General features: G+C 52.4%; 22 protein-coding genes. 6 read left to right on the forward strand and 16 right to left on the reverse strand.

The annotated features are described in order from the left end of the window. Window positions 1-142: 142 nt before the first annotated feature. Window positions 143-742: a cob(I)yrinic acid a,c-diamide adenosyltransferase gene (gene cobO / locus B6A39_RS11740; protein ID WP_083005878.1), complete on the forward strand. Its 600-nt coding sequence runs from the start codon at window positions 143-145 to the stop codon at window positions 740-742. Window positions 743-899: 157 nt separating this feature from the next. Here the strand turns inward: cobO and B6A39_RS11745 are convergent, their stop codons facing one another. From B6A39_RS11745 to B6A39_RS11795, 11 genes are all read right to left on the reverse strand, one after another. Continuing rightward, window positions 900-2,195 carry an adenylosuccinate synthase gene (locus B6A39_RS11745; protein WP_083005882.1) on the reverse strand — a complete coding sequence of 432 codons (1,296 nt, stop codon included), beginning with the start codon at window positions 2,193-2,195 and terminating at the stop codon, window positions 900-902. After that, complete coding sequence (locus B6A39_RS11750; protein ID WP_083005887.1) at window positions 2,195-3,388, reverse strand: ATP phosphoribosyltransferase regulatory subunit; 1,194 nt, start codon at window positions 3,386-3,388, stop codon at window positions 2,195-2,197. The genes B6A39_RS11745 and B6A39_RS11750 overlap by 1 nt, the downstream gene beginning before the upstream one ends. A gap of 199 nt (window positions 3,389-3,587) precedes the next feature. Continuing rightward, window positions 3,588-4,472, reverse strand: a complete 885-nt coding sequence (gene hflC, locus B6A39_RS11755; RefSeq protein WP_083005891.1) for a protease modulator HflC — start codon at window positions 4,470-4,472, stop codon at window positions 3,588-3,590. Continuing rightward, the gene (gene hflK, locus B6A39_RS11760) at window positions 4,473-5,735 is read right to left on the reverse strand and encodes an FtsH protease activity modulator HflK (protein WP_083005895.1); all 1,263 of its coding nucleotides are present in this window, start codon (window positions 5,733-5,735) and stop codon (window positions 4,473-4,475) included. It lies immediately after the preceding gene. 148 nt (window positions 5,736-5,883) lie between these two features. Further along, window positions 5,884-7,194, reverse strand: coding sequence for a ribosome rescue GTPase HflX (hflX, locus tag B6A39_RS11765; RefSeq protein ID WP_083005898.1), 1,311 nt, complete (start codon window positions 7,192-7,194; stop codon window positions 5,884-5,886). Window positions 7,195-7,230: 36 nt separating this feature from the next. Next, window positions 7,231-7,479, reverse strand: a complete 249-nt coding sequence (gene hfq / locus B6A39_RS11770) for an RNA chaperone Hfq (RefSeq protein ID WP_083005902.1) — start codon at window positions 7,477-7,479, stop codon at window positions 7,231-7,233. A gap of 151 nt (window positions 7,480-7,630) precedes the next feature. Continuing rightward, entirely contained in the window at window positions 7,631-8,569 is a 939-nt protein-coding gene (miaA, locus tag B6A39_RS11775; RefSeq protein WP_083005906.1) for a tRNA (adenosine(37)-N6)-dimethylallyltransferase MiaA, read from the reverse strand. A gap of 41 nt (window positions 8,570-8,610) precedes the next feature. Next, a complete protein-coding gene (gene mutL, locus B6A39_RS11780) occupies window positions 8,611-10,557 on the reverse strand; it encodes a DNA mismatch repair endonuclease MutL (protein ID WP_442906240.1) in 1,947 nt (648 codons plus the stop codon). 22 nt (window positions 10,558-10,579) lie between these two features. Then, complete coding sequence (locus B6A39_RS11785) at window positions 10,580-12,031, reverse strand: N-acetylmuramoyl-L-alanine amidase (RefSeq protein ID WP_083007901.1); 1,452 nt, start codon at window positions 12,029-12,031, stop codon at window positions 10,580-10,582. A gap of 50 nt (window positions 12,032-12,081) precedes the next feature. Next, complete coding sequence (tsaE, locus tag B6A39_RS11790) at window positions 12,082-12,579, reverse strand: tRNA (adenosine(37)-N6)-threonylcarbamoyltransferase complex ATPase subunit type 1 TsaE (RefSeq protein WP_083005909.1); 498 nt, start codon at window positions 12,577-12,579, stop codon at window positions 12,082-12,084. Window positions 12,580-12,590: 11 nt separating this feature from the next. Further along, window positions 12,591-14,084 carry an NAD(P)H-hydrate dehydratase gene (locus B6A39_RS11795; protein ID WP_083005912.1) on the reverse strand — a complete coding sequence of 498 codons (1,494 nt, stop codon included), beginning with the start codon at window positions 14,082-14,084 and terminating at the stop codon, window positions 12,591-12,593. 95 nt (window positions 14,085-14,179) lie between these two features. On the opposite strand from B6A39_RS11795, the gene queG reads away from it, so the two are divergent. Further along, a complete protein-coding gene (gene queG / locus B6A39_RS11800; protein WP_083005915.1) occupies window positions 14,180-15,292 on the forward strand; it encodes a tRNA epoxyqueuosine(34) reductase QueG in 1,113 nt (370 codons plus the stop codon). 18 nt (window positions 15,293-15,310) lie between these two features. Here queG and orn read toward each other — a convergent pair whose 3' ends face one another. Continuing rightward, the gene (gene orn, locus B6A39_RS11805; RefSeq protein WP_083005918.1) at window positions 15,311-15,904 is read right to left on the reverse strand and encodes an oligoribonuclease; all 594 of its coding nucleotides are present in this window, start codon (window positions 15,902-15,904) and stop codon (window positions 15,311-15,313) included. Window positions 15,905-16,050: 146 nt separating this feature from the next. On the opposite strand from orn, the gene rsgA reads away from it, so the two are divergent. The 3 genes from rsgA to asd are packed head-to-tail and all read left to right on the forward strand — an operon-like array spanning window position 16,051 to window position 18,810. Further along, complete coding sequence (gene rsgA / locus B6A39_RS11810; RefSeq protein WP_038485630.1) at window positions 16,051-17,070, forward strand: small ribosomal subunit biogenesis GTPase RsgA; 1,020 nt, start codon at window positions 16,051-16,053, stop codon at window positions 17,068-17,070. Window positions 17,071-17,123: 53 nt separating this feature from the next. Continuing rightward, window positions 17,124-17,966: a sulfurtransferase gene (locus B6A39_RS11815; protein WP_083005922.1), complete on the forward strand. Its 843-nt coding sequence runs from the start codon at window positions 17,124-17,126 to the stop codon at window positions 17,964-17,966. Between the two features lie 10 nt (window positions 17,967-17,976). Then, window positions 17,977-18,810 carry an archaetidylserine decarboxylase gene (gene asd / locus B6A39_RS11820; RefSeq protein ID WP_083005926.1) on the forward strand — a complete coding sequence of 278 codons (834 nt, stop codon included), beginning with the start codon at window positions 17,977-17,979 and terminating at the stop codon, window positions 18,808-18,810. A gap of 17 nt (window positions 18,811-18,827) precedes the next feature. On the opposite strand, the gene epmA is transcribed toward asd, so the two are convergent. After that, a complete protein-coding gene (epmA, locus tag B6A39_RS11825; protein ID WP_083005929.1) occupies window positions 18,828-19,808 on the reverse strand; it encodes an EF-P lysine aminoacylase EpmA in 981 nt (326 codons plus the stop codon). Window positions 19,809-19,925: 117 nt separating this feature from the next. Beyond that, window positions 19,926-20,492, reverse strand: coding sequence for an elongation factor P (efp, locus tag B6A39_RS11830; RefSeq protein WP_009721928.1), 567 nt, complete (start codon window positions 20,490-20,492; stop codon window positions 19,926-19,928). A 119-nt stretch (window positions 20,493-20,611) separates the two neighbouring features. On the opposite strand from efp, the gene epmB reads away from it, so the two are divergent. After that, entirely contained in the window at window positions 20,612-21,634 is a 1,023-nt protein-coding gene (gene epmB, locus B6A39_RS11835) for an EF-P beta-lysylation protein EpmB (RefSeq protein ID WP_083005933.1), read from the forward strand. Window positions 21,635-21,731: 97 nt separating this feature from the next. On the opposite strand, the gene leuA is transcribed toward epmB, so the two are convergent. Then, window positions 21,732-23,438 (reverse strand): 2-isopropylmalate synthase, encoded by a 1,707-nt coding sequence (gene leuA, locus B6A39_RS11840; RefSeq protein ID WP_083005936.1) that lies wholly within the window; start codon window positions 23,436-23,438, stop codon window positions 21,732-21,734. Between the two features lie 45 nt (window positions 23,439-23,483). Then, the gene (locus B6A39_RS11845) at window positions 23,484-24,341 is read right to left on the reverse strand and encodes an ion transporter (RefSeq protein WP_083005939.1); all 858 of its coding nucleotides are present in this window, start codon (window positions 24,339-24,341) and stop codon (window positions 23,484-23,486) included. Window positions 24,342-24,375 lie beyond the last annotated feature (34 nt).

Raw genomic sequence — 24,375 nt, forward strand, 5'->3', positions numbered from 1 at the left:
GTGTATCTCAACACCTCAACCCTAAAAATCTATACAATATCTATAACTCATTGTACAAAACTGTTCATGGTAATGTTCAATTGCTTCTGAATGAATTAACCTAGCCATTATTTACTTAATCACCTACCGATGGACACCGACAATGAGCGATCGCGATGCACGTCACAAAGCGTCGATGGAAAAACTGAAAGCCCGAGTTGACGAGAAAGTTGCCAACGCTACCGAGCAGCGTGGGATGCTACTGATAAATACGGGTAATGGTAAAGGCAAAACCACCGCTGCCTGGGGAACCGTCACTCGCTCGCTTGGCTATGGTTATAAAGTCGGTGTCGTGCAGTTTATCAAGGGATTGTGGGAGTGCGGTGAACGCAATCGACTAGAAGAAGACGCAAATCTCAGTGTTGCCATCATGGCCACGGGTTTTACTTGGGACACCCAGAATCGCGAGTCAGATACCCAGGCTTGCCAAGAAGTATGGCAAGAAGCTGAAAAAATGCTTTCAGATCCAGCCACTTACCTCGTCGTACTGGATGAAATTACTTACATGCTGAAGTTTGGTTATTTAGATATTGATACCGTTACGCAAGCATTGATCAATCGACCGCAAGAACAAACGGTAATTATTACCGGACGCAATGCGCACCGGGATTTGGTGGCAATGGCGGACACTGTGACAGAGATGCAAGAGGTACGGCACGCGTTTAACAATGGCCTGCAAGCCCGTCGCGGTATCGATTTTTAGTTTTAATAGGCTTGCTTTAAAGAACTTGCTTTAAAGAACTTACTTTAAAGAAAAAGGGGCGATTTAATCGCCCCTTTTTCAATCGCCTAACAGCTTCAAACACTTACAGTCACACTAACTATTCGAGGAAGAGTGCTGGTCGTGAAAGAGTGCTGGTTTAGCCATCAAACGGATTACGCAGAACAATGGTTTCCATACGGTCAGGACCGGTTGAGATAATATCGATGCTGGTGCCTACCTGCTCTTCTAAGAAGCTGATGTAAGCACGCGCATTGGCGGGTAGATCCTCAACCTTTTTAGCGCCCAGGGTAGACTCTTTCCAGCCTGGTAGATCTTGGTACAGCGGCTCTACAGCTTCGTAGCCTTCTGAATCAACCGGATTATCCAGAACATCGCCATCTTTACTGCGATAGCCCACGCACACACGAATATTTTCCAGGCCATCCAAAACATCAAGCTTGGTTAGGCAGATACCAGAAACCGAATTGATCTGTACTGCATGACGCAACGCTACGGCGTCAAACCAACCACAACGGCGCGCTCGGCCCGTGGTTGCACCGAACTCATGCCCACGCTCAGCTAAATGACGGCCATGGTCGTCAAAAAGCTCCGTTGGGAAAGGGCCAGAACCAACGCGGGTGGTATAGGCTTTAGTAATACCCAGTACGTAGTCTAGGTAAAGCGGGCCAACACCGGAACCGGTAGCCGTTCCACCAGCCGTGGTATTAGAGCTGGTGACGTAGGGATAGGTACCGTGATCAATATCCAACAGCGAGCCTTGAGCACCTTCAAACAGGATATTCTCACCGGCTTTACGCAGATCGTGCACCATACTAACGGTGTCTGTGACCATAGGCCGTAGCTCTTCGGCCATCTGCATAGCAGTATCCAGTACTTCCTGGAAGTCCACCGCTGGCTCGCCGTGATAGTTCACCAACACAAAGTTGTGGTAGTCCAATACTTCGCCAAGCTTCGAGGCAAAGCGCTCACGATGAAGCATATCGCCTAAACGCAGACCACGACGTGCAACTTTGTCCTCGTAAGCGGGCCCGATCCCACGACCAGTGGTGCCGATCTTAGCAATGCCGCGCGCTTTCTCACGCGCCTGATCCAAGCGCACATGGTAAGGCAGGATCAACGGACAAGCCGGTGATAAACGCAGGCGCTCACGCACCGGCACGCCTTTTTCTTCAAGCTCACGAATCTCTTTGATCAGCGCTTCAGGCGACAATACGACGCCATTACCAATCACACAGGTTTTGCCTGGACGCAGCACACCAGAGGGAATCAGGTGAAGAACCGTTTTCTCACCGTCAATCACTAAGGTATGGCCTGCGTTATGACCGCCTTGAAAGCGCACCACTGCTGAGGCTGACTCGGTGAGCAGGTCAACAATCTTGCCTTTGCCTTCATCACCCCATTGGGTACCCAGGACTACGACATTCTTACCCATTATGCACTCGTCTCTTGTGTCAGGGTCATTGTCTGCCAACGACCGTCAATAAACTCAAGACGGCGGTCACAACTGTGCTCCGCCGGCCCAGTACGCTGCCCAGGCAGCGCTTGAATCACGCGTTCACCCTGCTCACGCAGCGCAGCAATGGCAGCGTTAAGCGACTCTTCTTCTTGGGCAGGCGCCCAAACAGCACCCTGGCTGGGTGAAGCCAGCGCCAGGGAGGCCAATTGTTTTAAATCCATAGAAAAACCGGTCGCCGGACGCGCACGGCCAAAAGCACGACCAGTATCATCATAGCGCCCGCCTTTGGCCAATGCATGACCATAACCAGGCACATAGGCAGCAAACATCATACCGGTGTGGTACTGATAACCACGCAGCTCCGCCAAATCAAAATAGAGCGAAACATCAAAGCGCGCCAATATGCCTCTATACAGCGCTTCCAACTGGTCAAGTGCCGCCATCACCGGCGCAGGCGCACCGGCAAAACGGTCACGCGCCTGCCTTAGCACGCTCGCATCACCATGCAGTTCACCAAGCGCCATCAGCATATCTGCCAGGGCTGGATCGCTGACACTACGGCGAACTAACTCAGCTAACTGTCCCGGTGATTTCAGCGCCAATGCTTCAAACAGCGCCCGCTCCTGCTCATCACTTAGCGCGGCTGCCTCAACAAGGCTACGATAAATGCCAATATGCCCCAGCGCCAGGTGAATTTCATCTGCGCCCGCTGCTTTTAAACTAGCCAACGCCAAATGAATAATTTCACCGTCAGCTTCTAAACCTGCGTGTCCAAATAATTCGACGCCTACCTGCACAGGGCTTCGACCGCCCTGGTGTTGGTCGGCTTTAGCACGCAACACATTCGTGCAGTAGCACAACCGAACCGGCCCTTGTCGCTTTAGCGAGTGAGCATCCATACGCGCCACTTGAGGTGTCACATCGGCAGATGCACCCATCATTCGGCCCGTTAGCTGGTCAGTTAATTTAAACGTCTGAAGATCTAAATCGGTGCCGGTACCCGTAAGCAAGGAGTCCAAAAACTCCACCGGCGGCGGCATTACTTGGTCGTAGCCCCAGCAATGGTAGAGATCAAGCAGCGCACGGCGCAACTCTTCCATGCGGCTTGCCTGAGGCGGCAGCACCTCATCCATGCCGTCGGGCAATAGCCAGCGGTCAGCGATGGTCATGTGAACAATCCTGCGAGACAATGAAGGCCCAAACAAGCAGCTACATCAAGACGCGTTTTAAGCGTTCATAGACAAGCGCTAGCGAAATGAGGGCCACAAAAAAACCGGGCGACGCCCGGTTAATTAAGTCTATCACGTTTGTGCGCCAGATGAACCCCGCTAAAACTGCATAACCTTGCGGGGCTGGATACACATATAATTACTCACCGCTGCTTGGTACCGCGCTGCGCAGATAGCGGAAGAAGTCACTATCTGGCTCAAGCACCAGCAGGTTGTTATCACCTGCGAAGCTTTCACGATAAGCGTTCAAGCTGCGCCAGAAAGCGAAGAATTCCTGATCCTGACCATAAGCCTGGGAGAAAATTGCTGCCGCTTCTGCGTCACCTTCACCACGTAGCGTTTCGGAACGCTCATTGGCTTGGGCAAGCAGTACCTGGCGTCGACGATCAGCGTTAGCGCGAATACGCTCAGCCTCTTCTTGACCTTGTGCACGCCATTCACGAGCTTCACGCTCACGCTCAGAACGCATCCGCTCAAATACTGCAGCCGATACATCTTCTGGCAAATCGATACGCTTGATACGAATATCACGAACTGCCACACCAAGCTCGTCTCTCATCAACTCATCAAGCTCAGCGGTAGGCCCTGTCATCAGATCATCGCGACGTTCGGCGATAATTTCCTGAAGATTTAAGCGACCAAACTCGTTACGTAAGCTTTCATCTACACGCGGTTGAATCAGGCGAATTGCCATCATTTCATCGCCGGCAGTGGCCTCGTAATAGCGAGTGGGGTTAATCACTTGCCATTTTACATAGGAGTCAACGATAACCGCTTTTTGCTCAAGGGTCAGGTAGCGGCTGGTATCAGTATCAAGGGTCAGCAAGCGCGTATCAAACTTACGAATCGTTTGCGCAATCGGAATTTTGACATGCAGCCCTGGCTGAATATTCTCTTCGATGACTTCACCAAAGCGTAGCTTTACAGCACGCTCAGTTTCATCCACTACATACAAGCTATTACTAGCTAGCCAAGCCACAGCGGCCAAGCCACCTACAATTAGCAGGGATCGATTATTAATCATTTAGCGGCCCTCCCTGCGAATGGGATTACTGGATGACGAGGATGAAGAATTGCTCTGACTTCCCCTCAGTGAATCCAGAACCCGCGGATCAATCGACTCACCACTACCATCACCACTGTTACTAGAAGAAGTATTACTGCCACCAGCATTACCACCACGCATTTGATCTAGTGGCAGATACATCAAAGGCGCATTTTCACTTACATCCAGTAGTACTTTAGGAGTATTACCAAAGACGTCTTCAATCGCATCCAAGTACATACGCTCACGCATAATGTCAGGCGCGTTGCGATACTCAGTCAATAATGCGTTAAAGCGGTTAGCCTGACCTTGTGCTTCAGCCACGACCGACTCTCTATAACCTTGACCTTGCTCAACGACACGCTGCGCTTGGCCTTGAGCCGCTGGGATAATGGCATTGGCATAAGCCATCCCTTCGTTAATGGTGCGCTGCCGATCTTCACGTGCGCGGATAACATCATCGAAAGCATCGATAACAGGCGCAGGCGCTGAGGTTGACTCAATGTTGATCGTCTGCAGACGAATACCAGCACCGTAAGCATCCAAATAAGATTGGAGGCGGCTTGCCACAGAACTACCTAAAATTTCACGACCAGAAGTTAAAATATCGATCATGTCAGTGCCGCCGACAACGTGTCGTAAAGCGGAGTCCAAGGCATTTTCGATAGAAAGTGCTGGATCACGTACATTCAATACAAAGTCGCGGGGATTAGCTACTTGATACTGAGCAGAAATCTCCACTTCAACGATATTTTCGTCTCGGGTCAGCATAGACTGTGTTTGGGAAACTGACCGAACACGGGTTACGTTCACCATACGAACATCGTCAATTAACGGCGGATTCCACTGCAGACCTGGGTCTACAATCCCCTGATACTCACCAAAACGCAGCACGACGCCACGCTCAGACTGGTCGACCAGATAAAAACCGGATGCGGCCCAGATAGCTAAAGCGACAACGACTAGCAAACCAGGTAGCGCTAGAGAGTTACGCGGTTTACCACCACCACTTTTACCACTCCCGTTACCACCATTACGCTTTTTGCCACCACCACCCAGCATTCCGTTTAACTTATCTTGGAATTTCTTCAGTGCTTCATCGAGGTCGGGAGGACCTTGATTATTGCCACCATTATTACCTCCACCATTATTTCCGCCGCGATCACCGTCGTTGTTACCACGTCGGCCACCACCGCTCCAGGGGTCGTGCTGGTTGCCACCACCGGGCTCATTCCAGGCCATACTTCTTCTCCACTAAGGTGTTCACCTGCACTTAGCCTCACGGTTAGCAAGGCCGGTGCTTTTAATATTATTACTATATAAATCTTGTACCATACTTCTACCCTGGTTCACATATACGCAAGCTCTTAAACGCCACATAGCCTTTTGGCTACCATTCGTCATTCTCGCGCAAAGCGACAGGTAAGTAAGTGTTGGCACGCTCACCAAGTTGAGCCATCAGTTGATTAAAATCGCGCCTGGGCAAGCGCACGTCTAGAACAGACTGTCCTTGCTCATCAAAATATTCTTTACGAACTGCGTTCAGCTCATGTAGGCCAGCACGAAGCTTACCTTGTTCCGGCGATAGCGTAAGCGAGAAGCCAATAACATCATTGGCTAGACGCTCGGTTAGTGCCTCATGAAGTAAGTCAAGGCCTTGCCCCTGCTGCGCAGAGAGCCACACAACCTCGGGGACGCCGTGGCCATCGCGCTCTATTCGCGGCGCACTGTCTAATCGGTCGATTTTATTCATGACTTTGAGAACCGGCACACTATCTGCGCCTATCTCTTTAAGCACACGATCGACTTGCTCAACGTTAGCATCACGATCAGGGTCAGCAGCATCAATTACATGTACCAACAGTGATGCTTCTGCAGCCTCCTGAAGCGTCGCTCGAAAAGCCTCAACCAACTTGTGGGGCAAATGGCGAATAAAGCCGACTGTATCAGCCATAACCACTGGGCCGACGTCTTCAATTTCGAGACGGCGAAGTGTGGGATCAAGCGTGGCAAATAGCTGATCAGCCGCATACACTTCGGCATTGGTAAGCGCGTTAAACAGCGTCGATTTACCAGCATTGGTGTAGCCAACTAATGACACACTATGAATTTCAGCACGCGACCGGGCGCGGCGGTTTTGGTCTCGCTGACTGCGAACCTTATCCAACCGTTTATGGATAGACTTAATGCGCCCACGTAACAAACGTCGGTCAGTTTCTAGCTGCGTTTCGCCAGGGCCGCGTAAACCGATGCCGCCCTTCTGACGCTCTAGGTGGGTCCAACCGCGCACTAGGCGAGTGGACATATATTCAAGCTGGGCAAGCTCTACCTGCAACTTGCCCTCATGGGTTCTTGCCCGCTGCGCGAATATGTCGAGGATTAAACCAGTACGATCGAGTACTCGACACTTGAGCTCATGCTCAAGATTGCGCTCTTGGGAGGGGCTTAAGCTGTGGTTGAAGATCACCAACTCTGCTTGGTGAGCTGCGAGCAGTGCTCGCAGCTCTTCCAACTTGCCTGACCCGATGAACGTTCGGGAATCAGGGCGCTGTCGGCTAGCGGTGAGTAACGTCGCAGGCTCTGCACCAGCAGAGCGCACGAGCTCTAAGAACTCACCCGGGTCTTCACGTGCTTGCTCATCATGAAAATCAACATGAACAAGCACTGCCGTTTCACCGGCATCTGGGCGCTCAAAAAACAATCAATACCTCGTGGACTCTCTAGCTATCCAACGGTGTTAGATTTCCGCGTCGGGCGCGGCGGGATCTTGTGCCGGCAAACGCACATTGCGCGAAGGCACTACCGTGGAAATAGCGTGTTTATAAACCATCTGACTGACGGTATTGCGCAATAAAATGACAAACTGGTCAAATGATTCAATCTGGCCCTGCAATTTAATGCCGTTCACCAGGAAAATAGAGACCGGAATGCGCTCCTTGCGCAAAATGTTCAGGTACGGGTCTTGAAGGGACTGCCCTTTGGACATGTTGCTCTCCCTAAAACTGTCGTTGGGGTTGGTTATAAATGGCGCGCCCTACTGGTGCTGCGCCGCAATCTTGTTGCCCGAAAGGCCTGGTGTTGTCAAAAGAGCCAGCCGGCCACTCGAAAACACTTGCTTACGAAATCACTATCTTACGCTAAGCACCGCTTTCACGCACGAATTTCAGCACCTTATCCAACACGTCAGGCTGCTGCGAGTCTACCCACGTAAGCGACGGCCAACTTCTTAACCATGTGAGCTGCCGCTTGGCGAGCTGGCGAGTTGCTATCACGCCGCGCTCAACTAATTCGTTTTTGTCGTACTTACCGTCTAAGTGCTCCCATACCTGACGATAGCCAACACTCTTCATTGCTGGCAAGCCAAGATGGATATCAGAACGTTGTTTGAGGGCGGCTACTTCATCTATCAAGCCTTCAGCCAACATTGTTTTAAAACGCACCGCAATGCGGTTATGTAGCAATTGGCGATCACTAGGGGCTAACGCTATCGACATCACCCGCCAGGGAAAGGTTTCTGGCTGCTGTTCCGCCCATAGTTCGCTCATAGGACGCCCACTTACATAATATACTTCAAGCGCACGCATTAGGCGCTGTGGATCATTAGGATGTATGCGCTGCGCTGAATCAGCATCCACTTCAGCCAGTATGCGATGAAGCGCCGCCAAACCTTCATTCTGCCTAATAGTTTCCAAGCGTTGACGTATGGCGGCGTCTGCAGCAGGCAAGTTAGCAACGCCCTCCACTAGACGCTTAAAGTAGAGCATCGTCCCGCCAACCAATAACGGCACGCTGCCCGCCGCGCTGATTTGCCGCATCTCCTGTAGCGCATCTTCACGAAAATCAGCCGCCGAATATGGCTCAGACGGGTCGCGAATATCAATCAAACGATGCGGTGCACGCGCCAACTCGGCAGCACTCGGCTTGGCACTGCCAATGTCCATCCCGCGATATACCATCGCGGAGTCTACGCTGATCAGCTCATGCCCCAAACGTTCATGCAGAGCCATCGCCGTGTCGGTTTTACCGGCTGCCGTAGGCCCCATTAGAAAAATCGCCCAGGGGCGTGTGTCAACCATCTGCTCTCAGCACTCCATTCGTTGTCTTCACCGACCCGCATCTATTGTCCACGTAAGAACAGGCGGTCGAGTGCTTTCATGCTCATTTGCGTCCAGGTTGGACGGCCATGATTGCACTGGTCGCTTCGCTCAGTGCGTTCCATATCTCGCAGCAAGGCGTTCATTTCATCAATGGTTAAGCGCCGATTTGCGCGAACGCTTCCATGGCATGCCATGGTCGACAGTAGCTCATGAATGCGTGCTTCAACCTGATGGGTTCGTCCAAACCGCGATAACTCTTCGAGCATTTGACGTATTAAGGCTTCGGGGTCTGCCTGAGCCAATAGGGCTGGTAATTGCCGAACTAGCAAGGTTTCTGGACCCGCTACATCTAGCTCAACGCCTAACTGGACAATGGCGTCGCGCTCGCTTTCCGCCGTTGCCACTTCGGCGCGACTGGCGGCCAGGGAAACAGGCACCAGCAGCGGCTGTGTATCAATTCCATTGGCTGCGGCCAATTGGTTTTTCATGCGCTCATAAACAATTCGCTCGTGAGCAGCATGCATGTCTACGAGCACCAACCCTTGAGCGTTTTGCGACAAAATATAAACACCGTGCAACTGCCCTAGCGCAAAGCCCAACGGCGGCGCCGTGGTTGCATCATGCGCAGGCATCGCCAGCGGAGCCTCGCGCACTTCCGTCGCTTTTGATGTGTTAATGCTTGGCGCACTCGGCTGCGGCGTTAATAGCGACGCTTCATGATCCGGATGCAGCGCTTGATAGCCCTGCATGAAGCGGCGAACTCGCTCTGCCCCAGGGTGGCGGTCAGGAGGGTCTGATAGCGCCATGCCCTGCTGCTGCCAACGGGGAGCGGGCGCTTGAGCATCAGCATCACCGGCATTGCCCTTGGCAACTGCATCTACTACTTCCCCCCCACGCTCACCTTCATGCTCATGAGGTGTGCTCTGTTCTTCTTCAGCAGGCTTAGAAGAAGCTAGACAATGATGCAGGCTAGAGTAAAGGAAGTCGTGCACCATCCGACCATCGCGAAACCGCACTTCATGCTTAGTTGGATGCACGTTGACGTCGACGACGTCTGGATCAAGCTCCAGGTAAAGCACAAACACTGGATGACGACCGTTATACAACACGTCGCGATAAGCCTGACGAACGGCATGGGCTACCAAACGGTCACGCACCACACGTCCGTTGACAAAGAAATACTGCTGATCTGCTTGGGAGCGAGAGTGCGTGGGCAAACCAACCCAGCCACTGATGCGCAACCCACCCGCTTCTCGCTCGATGTAGCGGGCATGCTCAATAAAGTTTTTACCCAACAGCGAAGCGATACGCCGCTCGCGAGCGGCTGGCGTCACACCCGGTGGCAATTGATGAACCACTTTCTGGTTATGACGCAGCACCCAGGCTACGTCATAACGCGATAGCGCCTGGCGACGAAAAGCTTCTTCAACATGGGCAAATTCTGTTTTTTCGGTGCGTAAAAACTTGCGTCGCGCAGGCGTATTAAAAAACAGATCCCGCACTGCGACACTGGTACCACGGGGGTGCGGCGCAGGCGTCACTCGCGCCTCCATGCCACGCCCCTCAGCAACCACTCGCCACCCTTGACGCGGGTCCTCTTCAGCATTAGAGATCAGCTCCAATCGCGAGACAGAGCTGATCGAGGCCAGCGCCTCACCACGAAACCCCAGCGAGCTCACGCCTTCTAGATCTTCCAGGCTATTGATTTTACTGGTCGCATGACGAGCAAGCGCCAGGGGTAAATCCTGCTCACCAATACCGATGCCATCGTCGCGCACTTTAATAAGCCGAGCGCCGCCTTGCTCTATCTCTACTTCAATTCGCTGACTGCCAGCATCAATAGCGTTTTCAATTAGCTCTTTCGTCACTGACGAAGGGCGTTCGACAACTTCACCCGCAGCAATTTGGTTTGCCAAACGAGGATCAAGCACATGAATGCGCGTAAGCGAAGAGATCAATTCAGACAACCGTCACCTCGGAAACTTATGATCATGAACGTGGAATGCGGAGCACTTGGCCAACACGAATAACGTCGCCGTTGATATCGTTGGCCTGTTTAAGTTGATTCACTGGCACACCATGGCGCACGGCAATAGCTGACAGTGTATCTCCCGATTGGATACGGTATTCGTTACCGCTCGGCCGACGCTGATTGTCACGCTGCCACGCCAATAGGCTCGCTGGCGGCGGGTTGCGCTCGAAATGATCACGCAAACCATTGAAAATAGCTGTTGATAACCCACTCTGATGAACCGGATCACGCAGGCGACGCTCTTCATCAGGGTTAGAAATAAAGCCTACCTCGATAAGTAGCGACGGAATATCGGGCGATTTCAACACCATAAAACCCGCTTGTTCAACACGAGATTTATGGAGGCGGTTGATACGACCTAATTGGTCGAGCACTTGACCACCAATCGACAACGAATCGTTTAACGTTGCCGTCATAGTGAGGTCTAGCAACACACCTCGCAGCACTTGATCTTTGTCGCGCAAAGAAAGGTTGCCGTCAACACCACCAATCAAGTCGGAGCGGTTTTCGCTATCAGCCAGCCATTGGGCAGTTTCGGACGTTGCGCCTCGCTGGGAAAGTGCATAAACAGAGCTCCCCTGGGGCCGCGGACTCGTAAACGCATCGGCATGTATTGATACAAAAAAGTCGGCTTTTTGTTCTCGAGCTAGCTGAGTTCGCTGACGCAGACCTAGATAGTAATCACCATCTCGAATGAGCACTGCTTTAAAACCATGAGTGCCATTCACTTCTGCCGCAAGACGTCGAGAAATTTCCAATACAACGTCTTTTTCACGAGTTCCAGCAGGACCAATGGCACCAGGGTCTTCACCACCATGCCCTGCATCAATAGCGATAATAACATCTCGCTGCGGATGCGGCTGTGCGGGCTGAACCTCGACAGGTGGTTGCTGCTGGGGTGATGGTGCTTCGTAGGTCACCTGCTCTTGAGACTGCTCTTGAGATTGAGACTGGGCTTGAGCCTGGGCCTGAGTATTTGCTCGTTGGGCAAGGATTTCTTGATCGCGAATCATCGCCTCAATGGGATCAATTGGATTTTCAACCGCACTCTCGCCAGGATACTCAAGATCGACAACCAAACGATGGCCATACTGATCGTTAGGTGGCAGCGTAAAATGACGTGGGGATATTTCACGATTCAGCTCCAGAACAACGCGAAGTCCGCCGCCGTCCCGAACACCCGTTCGTACTTCGTCGATGGCGCTTCCATCAAGTGGCAGCGTAGATACATCGGTATCTAAGTAACTTTCATCCAGATCAATGACTAACCGTGATGGATTCTCAAGGGAAAATACATTAGCGTTCGCCGCTGCCGTCAAATCAAACACCAAACGCGCATGATCAGGAGCCGCCCACAGCCGCATGCTCTCTACTGTTGCCGCTTGCAGCGATGACACGCCTGCCACCATAAGAACACAGCCAAACGACACATTGCGTGCCAGATAGTTTAATGCGCTGTTTATAGCCATTGAATTACACCACTTTCAAGCTTTTCACTGCCATGCTTGCTAACCATCTCGCTGATCACCCGTTCACCCAAGTCAGTTTCTGCGGTTAGCGTAATTAAGCGACCAGGATCAGCCACCTCCAGCGCCACTCGCAAATCAGGCGCGGGAAGCCAACCCTCACCTCGGCTCGGCCACTCAATCAAACAGAGCGCGTCATCGGCAAGCACATCTCGCCCACCAATGAACTCAAGCTCTTCTGGGTCTGCTAAACGATACAGATCTAAATGATAAATGCGTTGCGCACCCAGCTCATAGGGTTCTACCAGGGTATAAGTAGGACTTTTAACCGCCCCCTGATAGCCATAAGCTCGCAATATACCACGCGTCAATGTTGTTTTTCCTGCGCCTAAGTCGCCCTCTAAATAAACACGCCCGTGACCTTGCAGCGCCTGCCCCAACGCCTCACCAAAGGCAACGTGAGACACTTCATTATTCAATTGCACTTGCATGTAGGCCGCCTTCACGGGTTAATTAAGACTCGTGCATAGGATGCCAGATCACTTGCCAGCAAGCCACGCTCACCCGTTGCTTTAGCCGCTTCATCTCCAGCCTGAGCATGCACCATGACGCCAAGCCATGCTCCGCGCTCCATATTATCGCTCTGGGCAACCAGTGTTCCTAGCATACCGCTCAGCACATCTCCCATGCCGCCACTGGCCATACCAGGATTGCCATACGGGCATATTACTAACCCGCTAGGGCCAGCCACTAAGCTACCCGCCCCCTTTAAAATCACGACGCCGCCTCGCGCTCGCTGCAAGGCTCGGGCAGCCGCCGGGCGGTCTGCTTGAATATCTGCGACAGAACAGCCTAGCAACCGAGCCGCCTCCCCCGGGTGCGGTGTTAATACCCAATTATCACGACGCTCCTCAGGCCAGCGACTAGCCAATAGGTTGAGTGCGTCCGCATCAACAATTAATGGCACGTCTAATTGCAAGGCACTCTGCAGTATCGCTTGCCCCCAGGCTTCTTGCCCCAGCCCCGGCCCAACAACGATCACATCTGCCTGGGAAGGCAGTTGGCTTGCATCGGCGCCACCGCGAATACCATGGGCCATTACTTCAGGACAGCGCATCAAGCTGGCGGTCACATGCTCAGGCGCCGTTGCCAAGCTGACCCTGCCTGCACCTAAACGTGCGGCCGCTTGTGAGGCGAGCAACGCCGCACCACCAAACCCTGGCGCGCCTCCCATTACCACGACATGCCCCAGATCACCTTTATGGCTGATACGGGAGCGAGGCGTGAACACCTCGCCCAAAAGCTCATCGTCCAAACGCCATGCACTGGGCGGTATATCAAAAAATGCTTGCGCCTTGACACCTAACGGACGGAAGTCAATTTCCCCGGTATAAGCAGGGGCGTCGCCAGTATGCAGGCCAATTTTGTCGCCTATAAAGGTTACCGTGCAGGCTGCATTGACGGCCATCCCCATAACGGCACCTGTGTCTGCCGAGATTCCAGAGGGAATATCCAACGCCAATACCGGCTGATGCGACGCATTGATCACCTCAATCACTTGCCTTATTTGTCCGGCAACATCACCTGCTAGCCCGGTGCCGAGCAGTGCATCAACAATCACTTCGCCAACCAACGTGGTGTTTGACTGCCATTGGTCCAAACCAACGCCCGCCGCCGATGCCAGTTCGGCTGCGCGGGCAACATCCCCCGTCAGCGCCTCGAAAGGCCTAAGTGAGATGCGCTGCACTTTAAGCCCAGACTGCATAGCCAACGCTGCAAGGACATGGCCATCACCACCGTTATTACCGCTACCACAAAGCACTGTCACGCTTCGTGCATGCGGCCAACGGGAGCGGAAACTGTGCCATGCGCTGGAGGCTGCTCGCTGCATTAAGGCAAAACTTTCAATGCCGCCGGCAATCGTACGCCGATCAAGTTCACGTACTTGAGCCGCTGTATAAAGGGGGCGTAGCGAGGAAGTACTTAACGTGGGCACGATCTCTCCTTAATCTGGTGACGGTTAGCCGCTAGTATGTTGATAACTACTTATGCGTTAGCATAGCGCGCTTAACGCGCTACCGTTGATTTACCATGCAAAACTCCACCACCTTTTCACTATCTGATGATGACTTAACGCGTCTTACGGACCTAATCAAAATATGGGGCCGAGAGTTAGGTTTTCAGCAAGTAGGTATTACAGACACTCAGCTAGCAGCTCATGAAAAGCACCTAGATGCCTGGCTTGAAAAAGGCCACCACGGTGACATGAGCTTTATGGCGAAACATGGTACCAAGCGCACCCGCCCGGAGGAGCTTGAACCCGGCACCCAGCGAGTTATCAGCGTGCGCATGGACTATTTACCCGCTGAAGTAGAAAGTACAAAAGTGCTTGGCCAACCTAGCCGTGCCTATGTCTCACGCTATGCACTGGGCCGCGACTATCATAAATTAATGCGCAAACGCTTGGCGCAGCTAGCTAAAAAAATTGAGCAGGAAGTCGGCGCATTTGGTTATCGCGCATTTGTAGACTCAGCGCCCGTTATGGAGCGCGCCTTAGCGCAAAAAGCTGGCCTTGGTTGGTTTGGTAAAAATGCCATGCTACTCAATCCCAAGGCGGGCTCGCTTTTTTTCCTCGGCGAGCTGTATACCGACTTGCCGCTTCCTATCGATGCACCCTTTACTCAGGAACACTGTGGCAGCTGTAGCGCCTGTCGCACCGCCTGCCCAACCGGTGCCATTGTAGATGACAAGGTCGTCGACTCGCGCAAATGCATCTCTTATCTCACTATTGAACTGCATGGCGCGATACCCACGGAGTTTCGCCGCGCCATGGGCAACCGTATTTACGGTTGCGACGACTGCCAGTTGGTGTGTCCTTTCACTCGCTTCACCCGCGTTACCCAGGAAGATGACTTTGCGCCGCGCCATGACCTTGACCGCGCAGACCTCCTTAGCCTGTTTGCCTGGGGCGAAGACGAATTTTTGGATAAAACAGCAGGCAGCCCCATTCGGCGTATTGGGTACGAGCGCTGGCTGCGCAATCTCGCCATTGGCCTGGGCAATGCCCCCTGGAGTCGCGCGGTAGAGGCAGCCTTGTGGGCAAGAAGAGCCTACCCAAGCAGTTTAGTGCGTGAGCACGTTGCTTGGGCGCTCGAGGAGCAGCGCCTCAAGCGCGGTGCGAGAATTGCCACTGAAGACGCTTAGCCGATTTTCTAAACTATCTTACTCCTCTTCGTCTGTTACCGTTTCGAGGCGTAAAAACGTACTGCGATAGTGAGCTAACTCGGCAATCGACTCCTTGATGTCATCCATCGCCAAATGGACATTCTGCTTTTTAAATCCTACTAAGGCACCTGGATTCCAGCGCTTGGCCAACTCCTTAACGGTCGATACGTCCAAATTCCGGTAATGGAAAAACGCCCAAAGATCCGGCATTTCACGTTCAAGAAAGCGCCGATCCTGGTGAATGCTATTACCACACATAGGCGATGAGCCAGAGACCACATAGTGGCGCAGAAAATCGAGCGTTTGCTGCTCGGCCTCAGCAGTAGTCACCGTGCTCGCTTTGACGCGCGCCACCAGTCCACTTTCCCCGTGGGTCTTCTGATTCCAGTCATCCATTTGTGCCAGTTGGCTGTCAGGCTGCTTCACCGCAATCACCGGCCCTTCTGCTACGACGTTTAAATCGGCATCGGTAATTAGTGTGGCCACTTCAATGATGCGCTCTTTATTTGGATCCAGACCGGTCATTTCCAAGTCTATCCACACTAGCAAATCATCTCGCGGGGTAGCGTTGTAAGCAGTTTGCTCGCTCATTACATTCAATCCTTGACCAGTACCGCCACTTAATACGGCGATTAGAGTTAAAGTGTGGCTTATATTGCCTTAACCAGCACCCAATACAGGACAGTAGACTGCACAGGTGAGTACAATGCCACTATTGTACCGAGCATCAGGTGGTCATGAGCAAACGTAAATTAAGTCGCCAGCAACAGTGGCGAGTCGATAAAGTCCAAGCGGAACGTGCACAACGTGCTGAAAAGCGTGATGTGAAAGACGCTGAAAAACTTGCCGCTGGCGAATATGGTGCCGAACAACCGGGCCGAGTCATGGCTCACTTCGGGCGAACATTAGAAGTGCGCGATGCCGATGGTACGCCCGTGCGTTGCCACCTTCGTGCCAACTTAGATGGCTTAGTCACCGGCGATCGAGTGATTTGGCGAGCAGGCCAGGATGGCTCTGGTGTCGTCGTGGCCCGTGAGGAGCGCGATAGCGTGCTAAAGCGCCCAGACCCGCGTGGCCAGCTTAAACCTGTGGCGGCCAACATTGATCAATTACTGATCGTCTTTGCGGTAGAACCCGCCCCGCACCCTAACCTGATTGACCGATATTTAGTTGCTGCAGAAGCAACAGGTATTGCCCCCGTGCTGGTGCTCAACAAAACAGACTTGCTACCAGAAGATGGTGGCAAACTAGGAGAACTGCTTGAGCGCTACCACTCTCTGGGCTACACCGTGGTTCGCACCACCACTGCTAATGAAGCTGGCTTAGATGATCTACGCCAGCAGCTTGAAGGGCGAACATCGGTGTTTGTCGGCCAGAGTGGCGTTGGCAAATCATCACTGATCGATCTTCTGCTACCCGATGAAACCTTGCGCATTGGCGCGCTGTCAGAAGATTCGCGTAAAGGCACCCATACCACCACTACCGCTCGGCTTTATGCGATGAGTAGTGACGAAGTGACTGACGGCGAGCTTATTGACTCACCGGGTATTCGCGAGTTCGGCTTGATCCATCTTGATGAACAGGAAGTGACCGATGGATTTATTGAGTTTCATCCGTTCATTGGTCATTGCCGCTTCCGGGATTGCCGCCACCGCAACGAACCGGGCTGCGCTTTACTTGAAGCAGTCGAGGCAGGCAAGATTCATCCAGAACGTTTTGCCAGCTATCGGCGCATTCTCGATAGCTTAAACGCATAATTTTTATTAGCTTGATGCCTAATATGTCAATTGCTAAGGATAGGGAGCTGTCAATGAGCACCGCTAGCCATTCATCGGAAACCAACCTGCTGCCGCTGATTGTTGAGCCCGAGGAGCTTCAAGAACACCTGGATAATCCACAGCTGCTGATTATCGATGTACCAGCGAATGGCGATAGCTATCGCCAAGGCCATGTACCAGGTGCCCTTTACCTTGATTTTCGCTACCTAATGCGTGGCGAAGGACCGGTACCCAATGATGTGCCTAGCACCGAATTTCTCTCACAACTGTTCAGCGCACTTGGCCTAACACGAGATACTCACGTCGTCGCTTACGACGATGAAGGTGGAGGCTGGGCAGCGCGACTGCTATGGACGCTGGAGCTAATCGGTCACACCCGTTACTCGTATTTGAATGGCGGCATCCATGCATGGAGAGGTTCCGGCTTGGCAGAAAGCACTGAACCCACTGCTCCAACACCAAGTGAGTACCGAGCTGAAATCCTAAATCCGCATGCCTTAATCACCTGCGATGAAATCAAACAAAAGTTAGAAGATAAGCAGTTCGCCGTTTGGGATGCTCGCTCTAAAGGCGAGTTTGATGGTGAAAGAGGCAATAACAAGCACCTTGGTCATATTCCAGGAGCGGTCAACATGGACTGGCTCAACGTCATGGATCGCAATCGCGCACTTCGCATCCGCGATTACGCTGAGCTAATGACCGAACTAGGCGCGCTCGGCCTAACGCCCGAAATGGAAATTGCTACTCACTGCCAAAGCCATCATCGCAGCAGCTTCACGTGGTTAGTCGGTAAAGCGCTGGGCTTTAATATACGTGGTTACGCGGGCTCTTGGGGCGAATGGGGCAACCGCGACGACACACCGATTGAGAAGTGAAGATACGACTGTGACTGTTTCCCAAAAAGCGTTTTCTCTAATTCAGTACCCTCTCCCTCACCATGCGCTTTCGCGTTTAACAGGTAAGCTTGCCCAGTGCGATGCCCCCTCGGTGAAGAACAGGTTAATTAAAGCATTTATCAAGCGTTTTGACGTGGATATGAGCCAAGCGCTGGAGCCAGATCCCACCACTTATGCAACGTTTAATGACTTTTTCACCCGCGCTTTGAAAGCCGATGCTCGTCCATTGGGAGAGGGCCTGCTAAGCCCTGCTGATGGCACCCTGTCACAGTTCGGGCGTTTACAGGCAGGCCAGTTAGTACAAGCGAAAGGCCACACGTTTTCTGCCCAAACCCTGCTGGGTGGCGACAGCGCGCTAGCCGAAGAGTTTATGGGCGGCAGTTTTGCGACTGTTTACCTCTCTCCTCGAGATTACCACCGCGTACATATGCCGGTTACAGGCACACTGCGCGAGATGATTTATGTGCCAGGGCGGCTCTTCTCGGTCAACCAAGCAACCGCTAACTACGTGCCAGGGCTGTTTGCGCGTAACGAGCGATTGGTGTGTATTTTTGATACCGAGCACGGCCCAATGGCCATGGTATTGGTAGGTGCAATGATCGTCGCGGCGATCGAGACTGTCTGGGCAGGCCAAGTGACGCCGCTTTCAGGCCACCCTCAGCGCATGCGTTTCGGGCAACCCATTACGCTTGAAAAAGGCGCTGAAATGGGCCGCTTCAAACTGGGCTCAACGGTGGTGATGTGCTTTGCCAAGCCGGTGATTTTTGAAGACAACCCGCTGGGCGCCAAGGTACAAATGGGCCAAACACTGGGCGAGCCTTAAAACGCGAGAAATTAGTGTTAACAATTAGCTGTTGAAAATGTAAGCACGTCTTCCAGGCGTGCTTTACCCAGCGCCAGTTGAATAAGACGATCCATACCCAACGCCACCCCGGCGCTTTCTGGCATTCCATGGTCGAGCGCTGCTAGCAGCTGCTCATCCGTATCCACCTCAGGTAAACCTAAACGGCGACGCTCGGCATTATCTTCACTGAAACGCAGTCGCTGCTCCTCGGCATCAATTAGCTCATCATAACCATTTGCCAGTTCAACACCATTGAGATAAAGCTCAAAGCGAGAGGCTACCCATTCACCATCTGCGTCTTGATGGCGGCGTGCCAAGGCCGCCTGGCTGGCAGGGTAATCCACCACAACACTCAGTTCGTTTTGGCCAAGCGTTGGCTCAATCACGATGCTCATTAACAGATCTAGACAGGTGTCGCGCCCCTCTTCCGCTAGCGCATACGCTGGCATTTGGCCACGCTCTGAAGCCAAAGTGCGCAATGTGTCAATAGACGTCGTAAAGGGGTCTACCGCTAGGTAAGTATGAAACAGCTCACGGTAACGATAGTGCACCACAGGGCCTGCAAAACTCGGCAGAACGTTAGCAACCAGCGTGACCGTCTCATCAATCAGCTGTGCCAGAGTAAACCCTGGGCGGTACCACTCAAGCATAGTAAATTCAATATTATGGCGGCTGCCAATTTCACCATCACGAAAACTTTTAGCTAGTTGAAATATCGGCCCACTACCTGCGGCCAATAGGCGCTTCATATGAAACTCTGGCGACGTTTGCAGCCAAAGCCTACGCTGGCCTTTATCCGTACGCGCCAAGCTAGCGAGCGAGACTAAGTGCACATCGGTGCTGCCACCCTGCCCCAGTATCGGTGTTTCCACCTCCAGCACACCCCGCTCAGCGAAAAATGCACGCACCCCAGCGAGTAAGCGCGCACGCTCGCGCAACGTTTCGATACTTGCCGTTGGCTGCCAGCTAGCCGTCATTTACGTCCCCTCCAATGCTATAAAGCCACGCATGGTCATCACGTGGCTTTATAAAGTAGATGCTTTCGCGGCTAACTAACTACCGGACACTCGGCAGCGCTTATGTTTGAAAAACGCTTAGGCTCGAGAAACATAGTCGCCAGAACGCGTATCAATCTTCAGCACTTCACCCTGGTTGATAAACAACGGTACGCGGACAACCGCACCTGATGAAAGTGTGGCAGGCTTAGAACCACCCTGGGCAGTGTCACCTTTCAAACCTGGGTCCGTCTCAACCACTTCCAGTTCAATGAAGTTAGGCGGCGTAACGGAAATCGCTTTATCGTTCCAAAGCGTAATAATATAAGGCACCTGCTCCTTGAGCCATTTTTCAGTATCGCCCAACGCTTTCTTTTCAACAGCGTACTGCTCGAAGGAGCCATCTGTCTTCATGAAGTGCCACATGTCGCCGTCGGTGTAGAGATATTCCATCTCCAAATCCATGACATCGGCACCTTCCAGTGAGTCACCGGATTTGAAAGTACGCTCGCCAACACGGCCAGTCATCAGGTTGCGTAGCTTAACGCGGTTAAATGCCTGCCCCTTGCCTGGCTTAACCAACTCGTTCTCGACGATAGAACAAGGATCGCCGTCGAGCATTACTTTCAAACCGCCTTTGAATTCATTGGTAGAATAGTTCGCCATGATGCCTCTCAGTGTTTTATTTCAGTAACGTAGTGCGCGAAGCCATGCTTCGCCGTTGATAATGTCGTTGTAAACGTCGTCTAATAAGTGCGCGCATGATAACCCGAAGGAGGGCTTTTTTGCAGGAGAACATTATTATCGCTGATAAGCGCCCGTCTACCCAGATTTACGCGTCATGGCAGCGGCAGCTTTCCCAAGCGATTCGCGACCCGGCCACTTTGTGCAAACGCTTGAACTTGGACGACAGCTGGCTACCTGGTGCTTCTACTGGGCACCAGCTGTTTGAGATCTGTGTTCCCGACGCCTATCTTACGCGCATTGTCCCCAACGACCCCAATGACCCTCTGCTCCGCCAAGTACTGCCGGTAAGCGATGAAGCCTCAACACCGCAAGGTTACGTCACCGACCCGCTAGAAGAAGCAGAGCATCAGCCTGTTAAGGGGCTCATTCATAAGTACGCTGGCCGCGTGCTGTTAATTGCCAGCCCCGCTTGTGCAATCAATTGCCGCTACTGCTTCCGGCGCCATTTTCCCTACAGCGACAACTCTCCTTCCAGAGCGCAGTGGCAGGAAGCGCTGGATTACCTGCGCGCCGATACCACCCTTCGCGAAGCGATTCTTTCTGGCGGAGACCCGTTGGCCGCCAACGATCGTCAACTGGCGTGGCTGGTGGAGCAACTTGAAAATATTCCGCATCTCAAGCGGCTGCGCATCCATACGCGCCTACCCGTGGTGATACCCGATCGGGTTGATGACGCCCTTCTTGCCTGGCTAGCGGCGACACGCTTGCAAAAAGTCATGGTACTGCATATTAACCACGCCAATGAGATTGACCAAGCGGTCATTGATGCCTGCACACGCTTAAAGCAAGCGGGTGTGACGCTGCTAAACCAAAGCGTGTTACTACGCGGAATAAACGATAGCGTCAGCACGTTGGCCACTCTGTCCGAACGCCTGTTTGAAGCGGGCGTGTTGCCCTACTATTTGCATGTGGTCGACCCCGTACAAGGTGCCGCCCATTTTGACGTCCCCGATGAGGAAGCCAAAGCACTGGTTAAGCAGTTACTTGAGCACTTGCCAGGTTTCTTAATGCCCCGCTTAGTGCGCGAAGTGCCTGGCAAGACTAGCAAGACGCCTCTGTAGTTCCCATAACCATGCTAGCTGTCATCACCACATTAGCTAACGATAAGGAGGCCAACGCCTCCTTATCGGTCTGCTAGCGATCACGTCCATCAGGTATTTACTCTAACGTTTCTGCAGTGACATTGGCAGCCGGCGCTTGGGTGGAGTGATGACGGTTAATGGCACTAAGCACACCTTTCATCGACGCGCTGGTGATGCTTTCGTCGGTACCAACACCAAACACTGCTTTGCCATCAATACGCACCTCAACATAGGCGATTGCTTCGGCATCGGCCCCTTGTCCGCGGGAGTGCTCATGGTAGTCGATTATTTCCACGTCCTGACCGCTAGCCGCTAGCGCTTTGATAAAGGCAGCCAGTGGGCCATTGCCCTTGCCGGTTACCGTTTGGCGCTCGCCTCTGCTTTCCAGTATCGCTTCAATCGCAACTTTTGGGCTTTCTGGCTCCGAAGAAAGGCGATGGCTAATCAACACCAGCGGCGAATGCTGCTCCAGGTACTCGTCAGCAAACGCCTGGTAAATCATTTGTGAGGTAATTTCACGCCCAGTGCGATCAGCGACTTCCTGCACTACTTGGCTAAACTCAATCGACAGCCTGCGCGGCAGTTCAATGCCGTGCTCTTGCTCCAGCAGATAGGAAATACCGCCTTTACCAGACTGACTGTTAACGCGAATCACCGCCTCATAGCTACGCCCCACATCCAGCGGGTCGATAGGTAAATAGGGTACATCCCAAGGCGCCTCAGGGTGAGCACGACGATCTGCCATACCTTTTTTAATCGCATCCTGATGCGACCCTGAAAACGCAGTAAATACTAAATCGCCAACGTAGGGATGGCGTGGATGGACGGGTAACTGATTGCAGTACTCCACCTCACGCATGACGGGTGTAATGTTGGAGAAGTCCAGATTCGGGTGAACACCTTGAGTATAGAGGTTCATCGCAAGCGTCACGATATCCACGTTACCAGTACGCTCGCCATTGCCAAACAGCGTACCTTCCACCCGGTCAGCACCGGCCATTAGCGTCAATTCTGCCGCCGCCACGCCAGTACCGCGGTCATTATGAGGGTGCACACTAACAATCAGCGTGTCGCGCTTTTTAACATGGCGACAGAACCATTCAATTTGATCAGCATAGTTATTAGGGGTTGCGACTTCTACGGTGGCCGGCAAATTGACGATCATACGGTTATCAATGCTTGGCCCGAAGGTATCCATCACCGCTTCGACAATTTCCACCGCAAAGTCCATCTCCGTGGTGGTGAATAGTTCAGGCGAGTACTGGAAGGTCCAGTGAGTCTCTGGATTAGCGGCCATTAAATCGCGAATTTGCGCCGTAGCATCAACAGCGATCTGAACGCACTCTGTTTTATCTACATTAAACACTACTCGCCGAAACAACGGGTCGGTGGCATTGTAGACGTGCACAATGGCGTTTTTAGCGCCTTTAAGAGCTTCAAACGTGCGTTCAATTAAATGCGGACGCGCCTGCGTCAGCACTTGAATCGTCACATCATCAGGAATTTTATCCTGCTCAATCAACGAACGGACAAAGTCGAAGTCAGTTTGTGATGCCGATGGGAAGCCCACCTCAATCTCTTTAAAACCAACTTTTAACAGCAGGTCGAACAAACGCTGCTTGCGCTCTTGATCCATGGGGTCAATTAACGACTGATTGCCATCGCGCAAATCAACACTGCACCAGATCGGGGGCATGTCGATGCGCTGGTTAGGCCAATGACGATCAGGCAAATCAACAGCCACGAAAGGGCGATATTTTTTAGAGGGATCGGACAACATCATGGCGGCGCTCCTTTCGTTACTCTTTTTTGGCAACCCAGTTTTAGGTTAGTCGGCCTGGTCACTTGAAGTTGATGCAGTACCTTTATGGGCCATGGCAGCCTCCATACGATCAAGCTGCGCTTTTAATGTATGCACGTCGCTACGCAACGCTTGAAGCTGAGCAGAATCTCCTTCCCCGCTATCCAACTCCATCTGCGCACTCTCCTTCTGCATAACATCGAGTACGATACCAATCATCATATTGAGGAAAATAAACGCATTGAGAAAAATGAAGGTCAGAAAGTAAATCCATGCGTAGGGATACACTTCCATCGTGGGGTAAAGCACTGCGGTCGCCCAGCTTTCAAAGGTAGCCACTTGAAACAGCGTTAGCATGGCAAGTGAAATATTACCCCACAGCCCCTCATCAACATTATGAAATAAGAAGCTACCAACAGCCCCATAAATATAAAAGATAATAAACATCAGTAGCACGACGTAGCCCATCCGGGGGATCGACTTCAACAACGCCCCCAGCAACATTTGCAGCTCAGGGATCATCGACACCAAGCGCAAAACTCGGAAAATTCGCAGTAAGCGTGCCAGCAGTACCATCTCCGAGTCGTCCATGGGGATCAGGCTAGCGGTCACTATCAGAAAATCGAAAACATTCCAACCTTTCTTAAAAAAGCTGACTAAGTTGCGCTCGGCTGCCATTCTGATCAAAATCTCAATCAGAAAGAACACGGTTACGGCAATATCAAGATAAAGCAGCCACTGCTCTATTCGGGAGGTTTCCTCATAGGTTTTCGCGCCTATTACCAGGGCTGAAATCACAATGATGGAAATCACGACACCTTCAAACAGCTTGTTTGAGCGCAGCTTTTCGAAGCGGGCTTGCCAGGTATTGAATGGTTCACTCATGGAACTGGAGGTCTCTAAACGGTTGACGGCAACA

This window comes from Halomonas sp. GT (genome assembly GCF_002082565.1).
In the GTDB taxonomy this organism is placed as follows: domain Bacteria; phylum Pseudomonadota; class Gammaproteobacteria; order Pseudomonadales; family Halomonadaceae; genus Vreelandella.

Bases quoted from the DNA above. Each gene is read 5' to 3' on its own strand.
- cobO (WP_083005878.1), top strand. From the start codon at position 143: ATGAGCGATCGCGATGCACGTCACAAAGCGTCGATGGAAAAACTGAAA.
- B6A39_RS11745 (WP_083005882.1), bottom strand. From the start codon at position 2,195: ATGGGTAAGAATGTCGTAGTCCTGGGTACCCAATGGGGTGATGAAGGC.
- B6A39_RS11750 (WP_083005887.1), bottom strand. From the start codon at position 3,388: ATGACCATCGCTGACCGCTGGCTATTGCCCGACGGCATGGATGAGGTG.
- hflC (WP_083005891.1), bottom strand. From the start codon at position 4,472: ATGATTAATAATCGATCCCTGCTAATTGTAGGTGGCTTGGCCGCTGTG.
- hflK (WP_083005895.1), bottom strand. From the start codon at position 5,735: ATGGCCTGGAATGAGCCCGGTGGTGGCAACCAGCACGACCCCTGGAGC.
- hfq (WP_083005902.1), bottom strand. From the start codon at position 7,479: ATGTCCAAAGGGCAGTCCCTTCAAGACCCGTACCTGAACATTTTGCGC.
- miaA (WP_083005906.1), bottom strand. From the start codon at position 8,569: ATGGTTGACACACGCCCCTGGGCGATTTTTCTAATGGGGCCTACGGCA.
- B6A39_RS11785 (WP_083007901.1), bottom strand. From the start codon at position 12,031: ATGGTGGCAGGCGTGTCATCGCTGCAAGCGGCAACAGTAGAGAGCATG.
- tsaE (WP_083005909.1), bottom strand. From the start codon at position 12,579: ATGCAAGTGCAATTGAATAATGAAGTGTCTCACGTTGCCTTTGGTGAG.
- queG (WP_083005915.1), top strand. From the start codon at position 14,180: ATGCAAAACTCCACCACCTTTTCACTATCTGATGATGACTTAACGCGT.
- orn (WP_083005918.1), bottom strand. From the start codon at position 15,904: ATGAGCGAGCAAACTGCTTACAACGCTACCCCGCGAGATGATTTGCTA.
- rsgA (WP_038485630.1), top strand. From the start codon at position 16,051: ATGAGCAAACGTAAATTAAGTCGCCAGCAACAGTGGCGAGTCGATAAA.
- B6A39_RS11815 (WP_083005922.1), top strand. From the start codon at position 17,124: ATGAGCACCGCTAGCCATTCATCGGAAACCAACCTGCTGCCGCTGATT.
- epmA (WP_083005929.1), bottom strand. From the start codon at position 19,808: ATGACGGCTAGCTGGCAGCCAACGGCAAGTATCGAAACGTTGCGCGAG.
- efp (WP_009721928.1), bottom strand. From the start codon at position 20,492: ATGGCGAACTATTCTACCAATGAATTCAAAGGCGGTTTGAAAGTAATG.
- leuA (WP_083005936.1), bottom strand. From the start codon at position 23,438: ATGATGTTGTCCGATCCCTCTAAAAAATATCGCCCTTTCGTGGCTGTT.
- B6A39_RS11845 (WP_083005939.1), bottom strand. From the start codon at position 24,341: ATGAGTGAACCATTCAATACCTGGCAAGCCCGCTTCGAAAAGCTGCGC.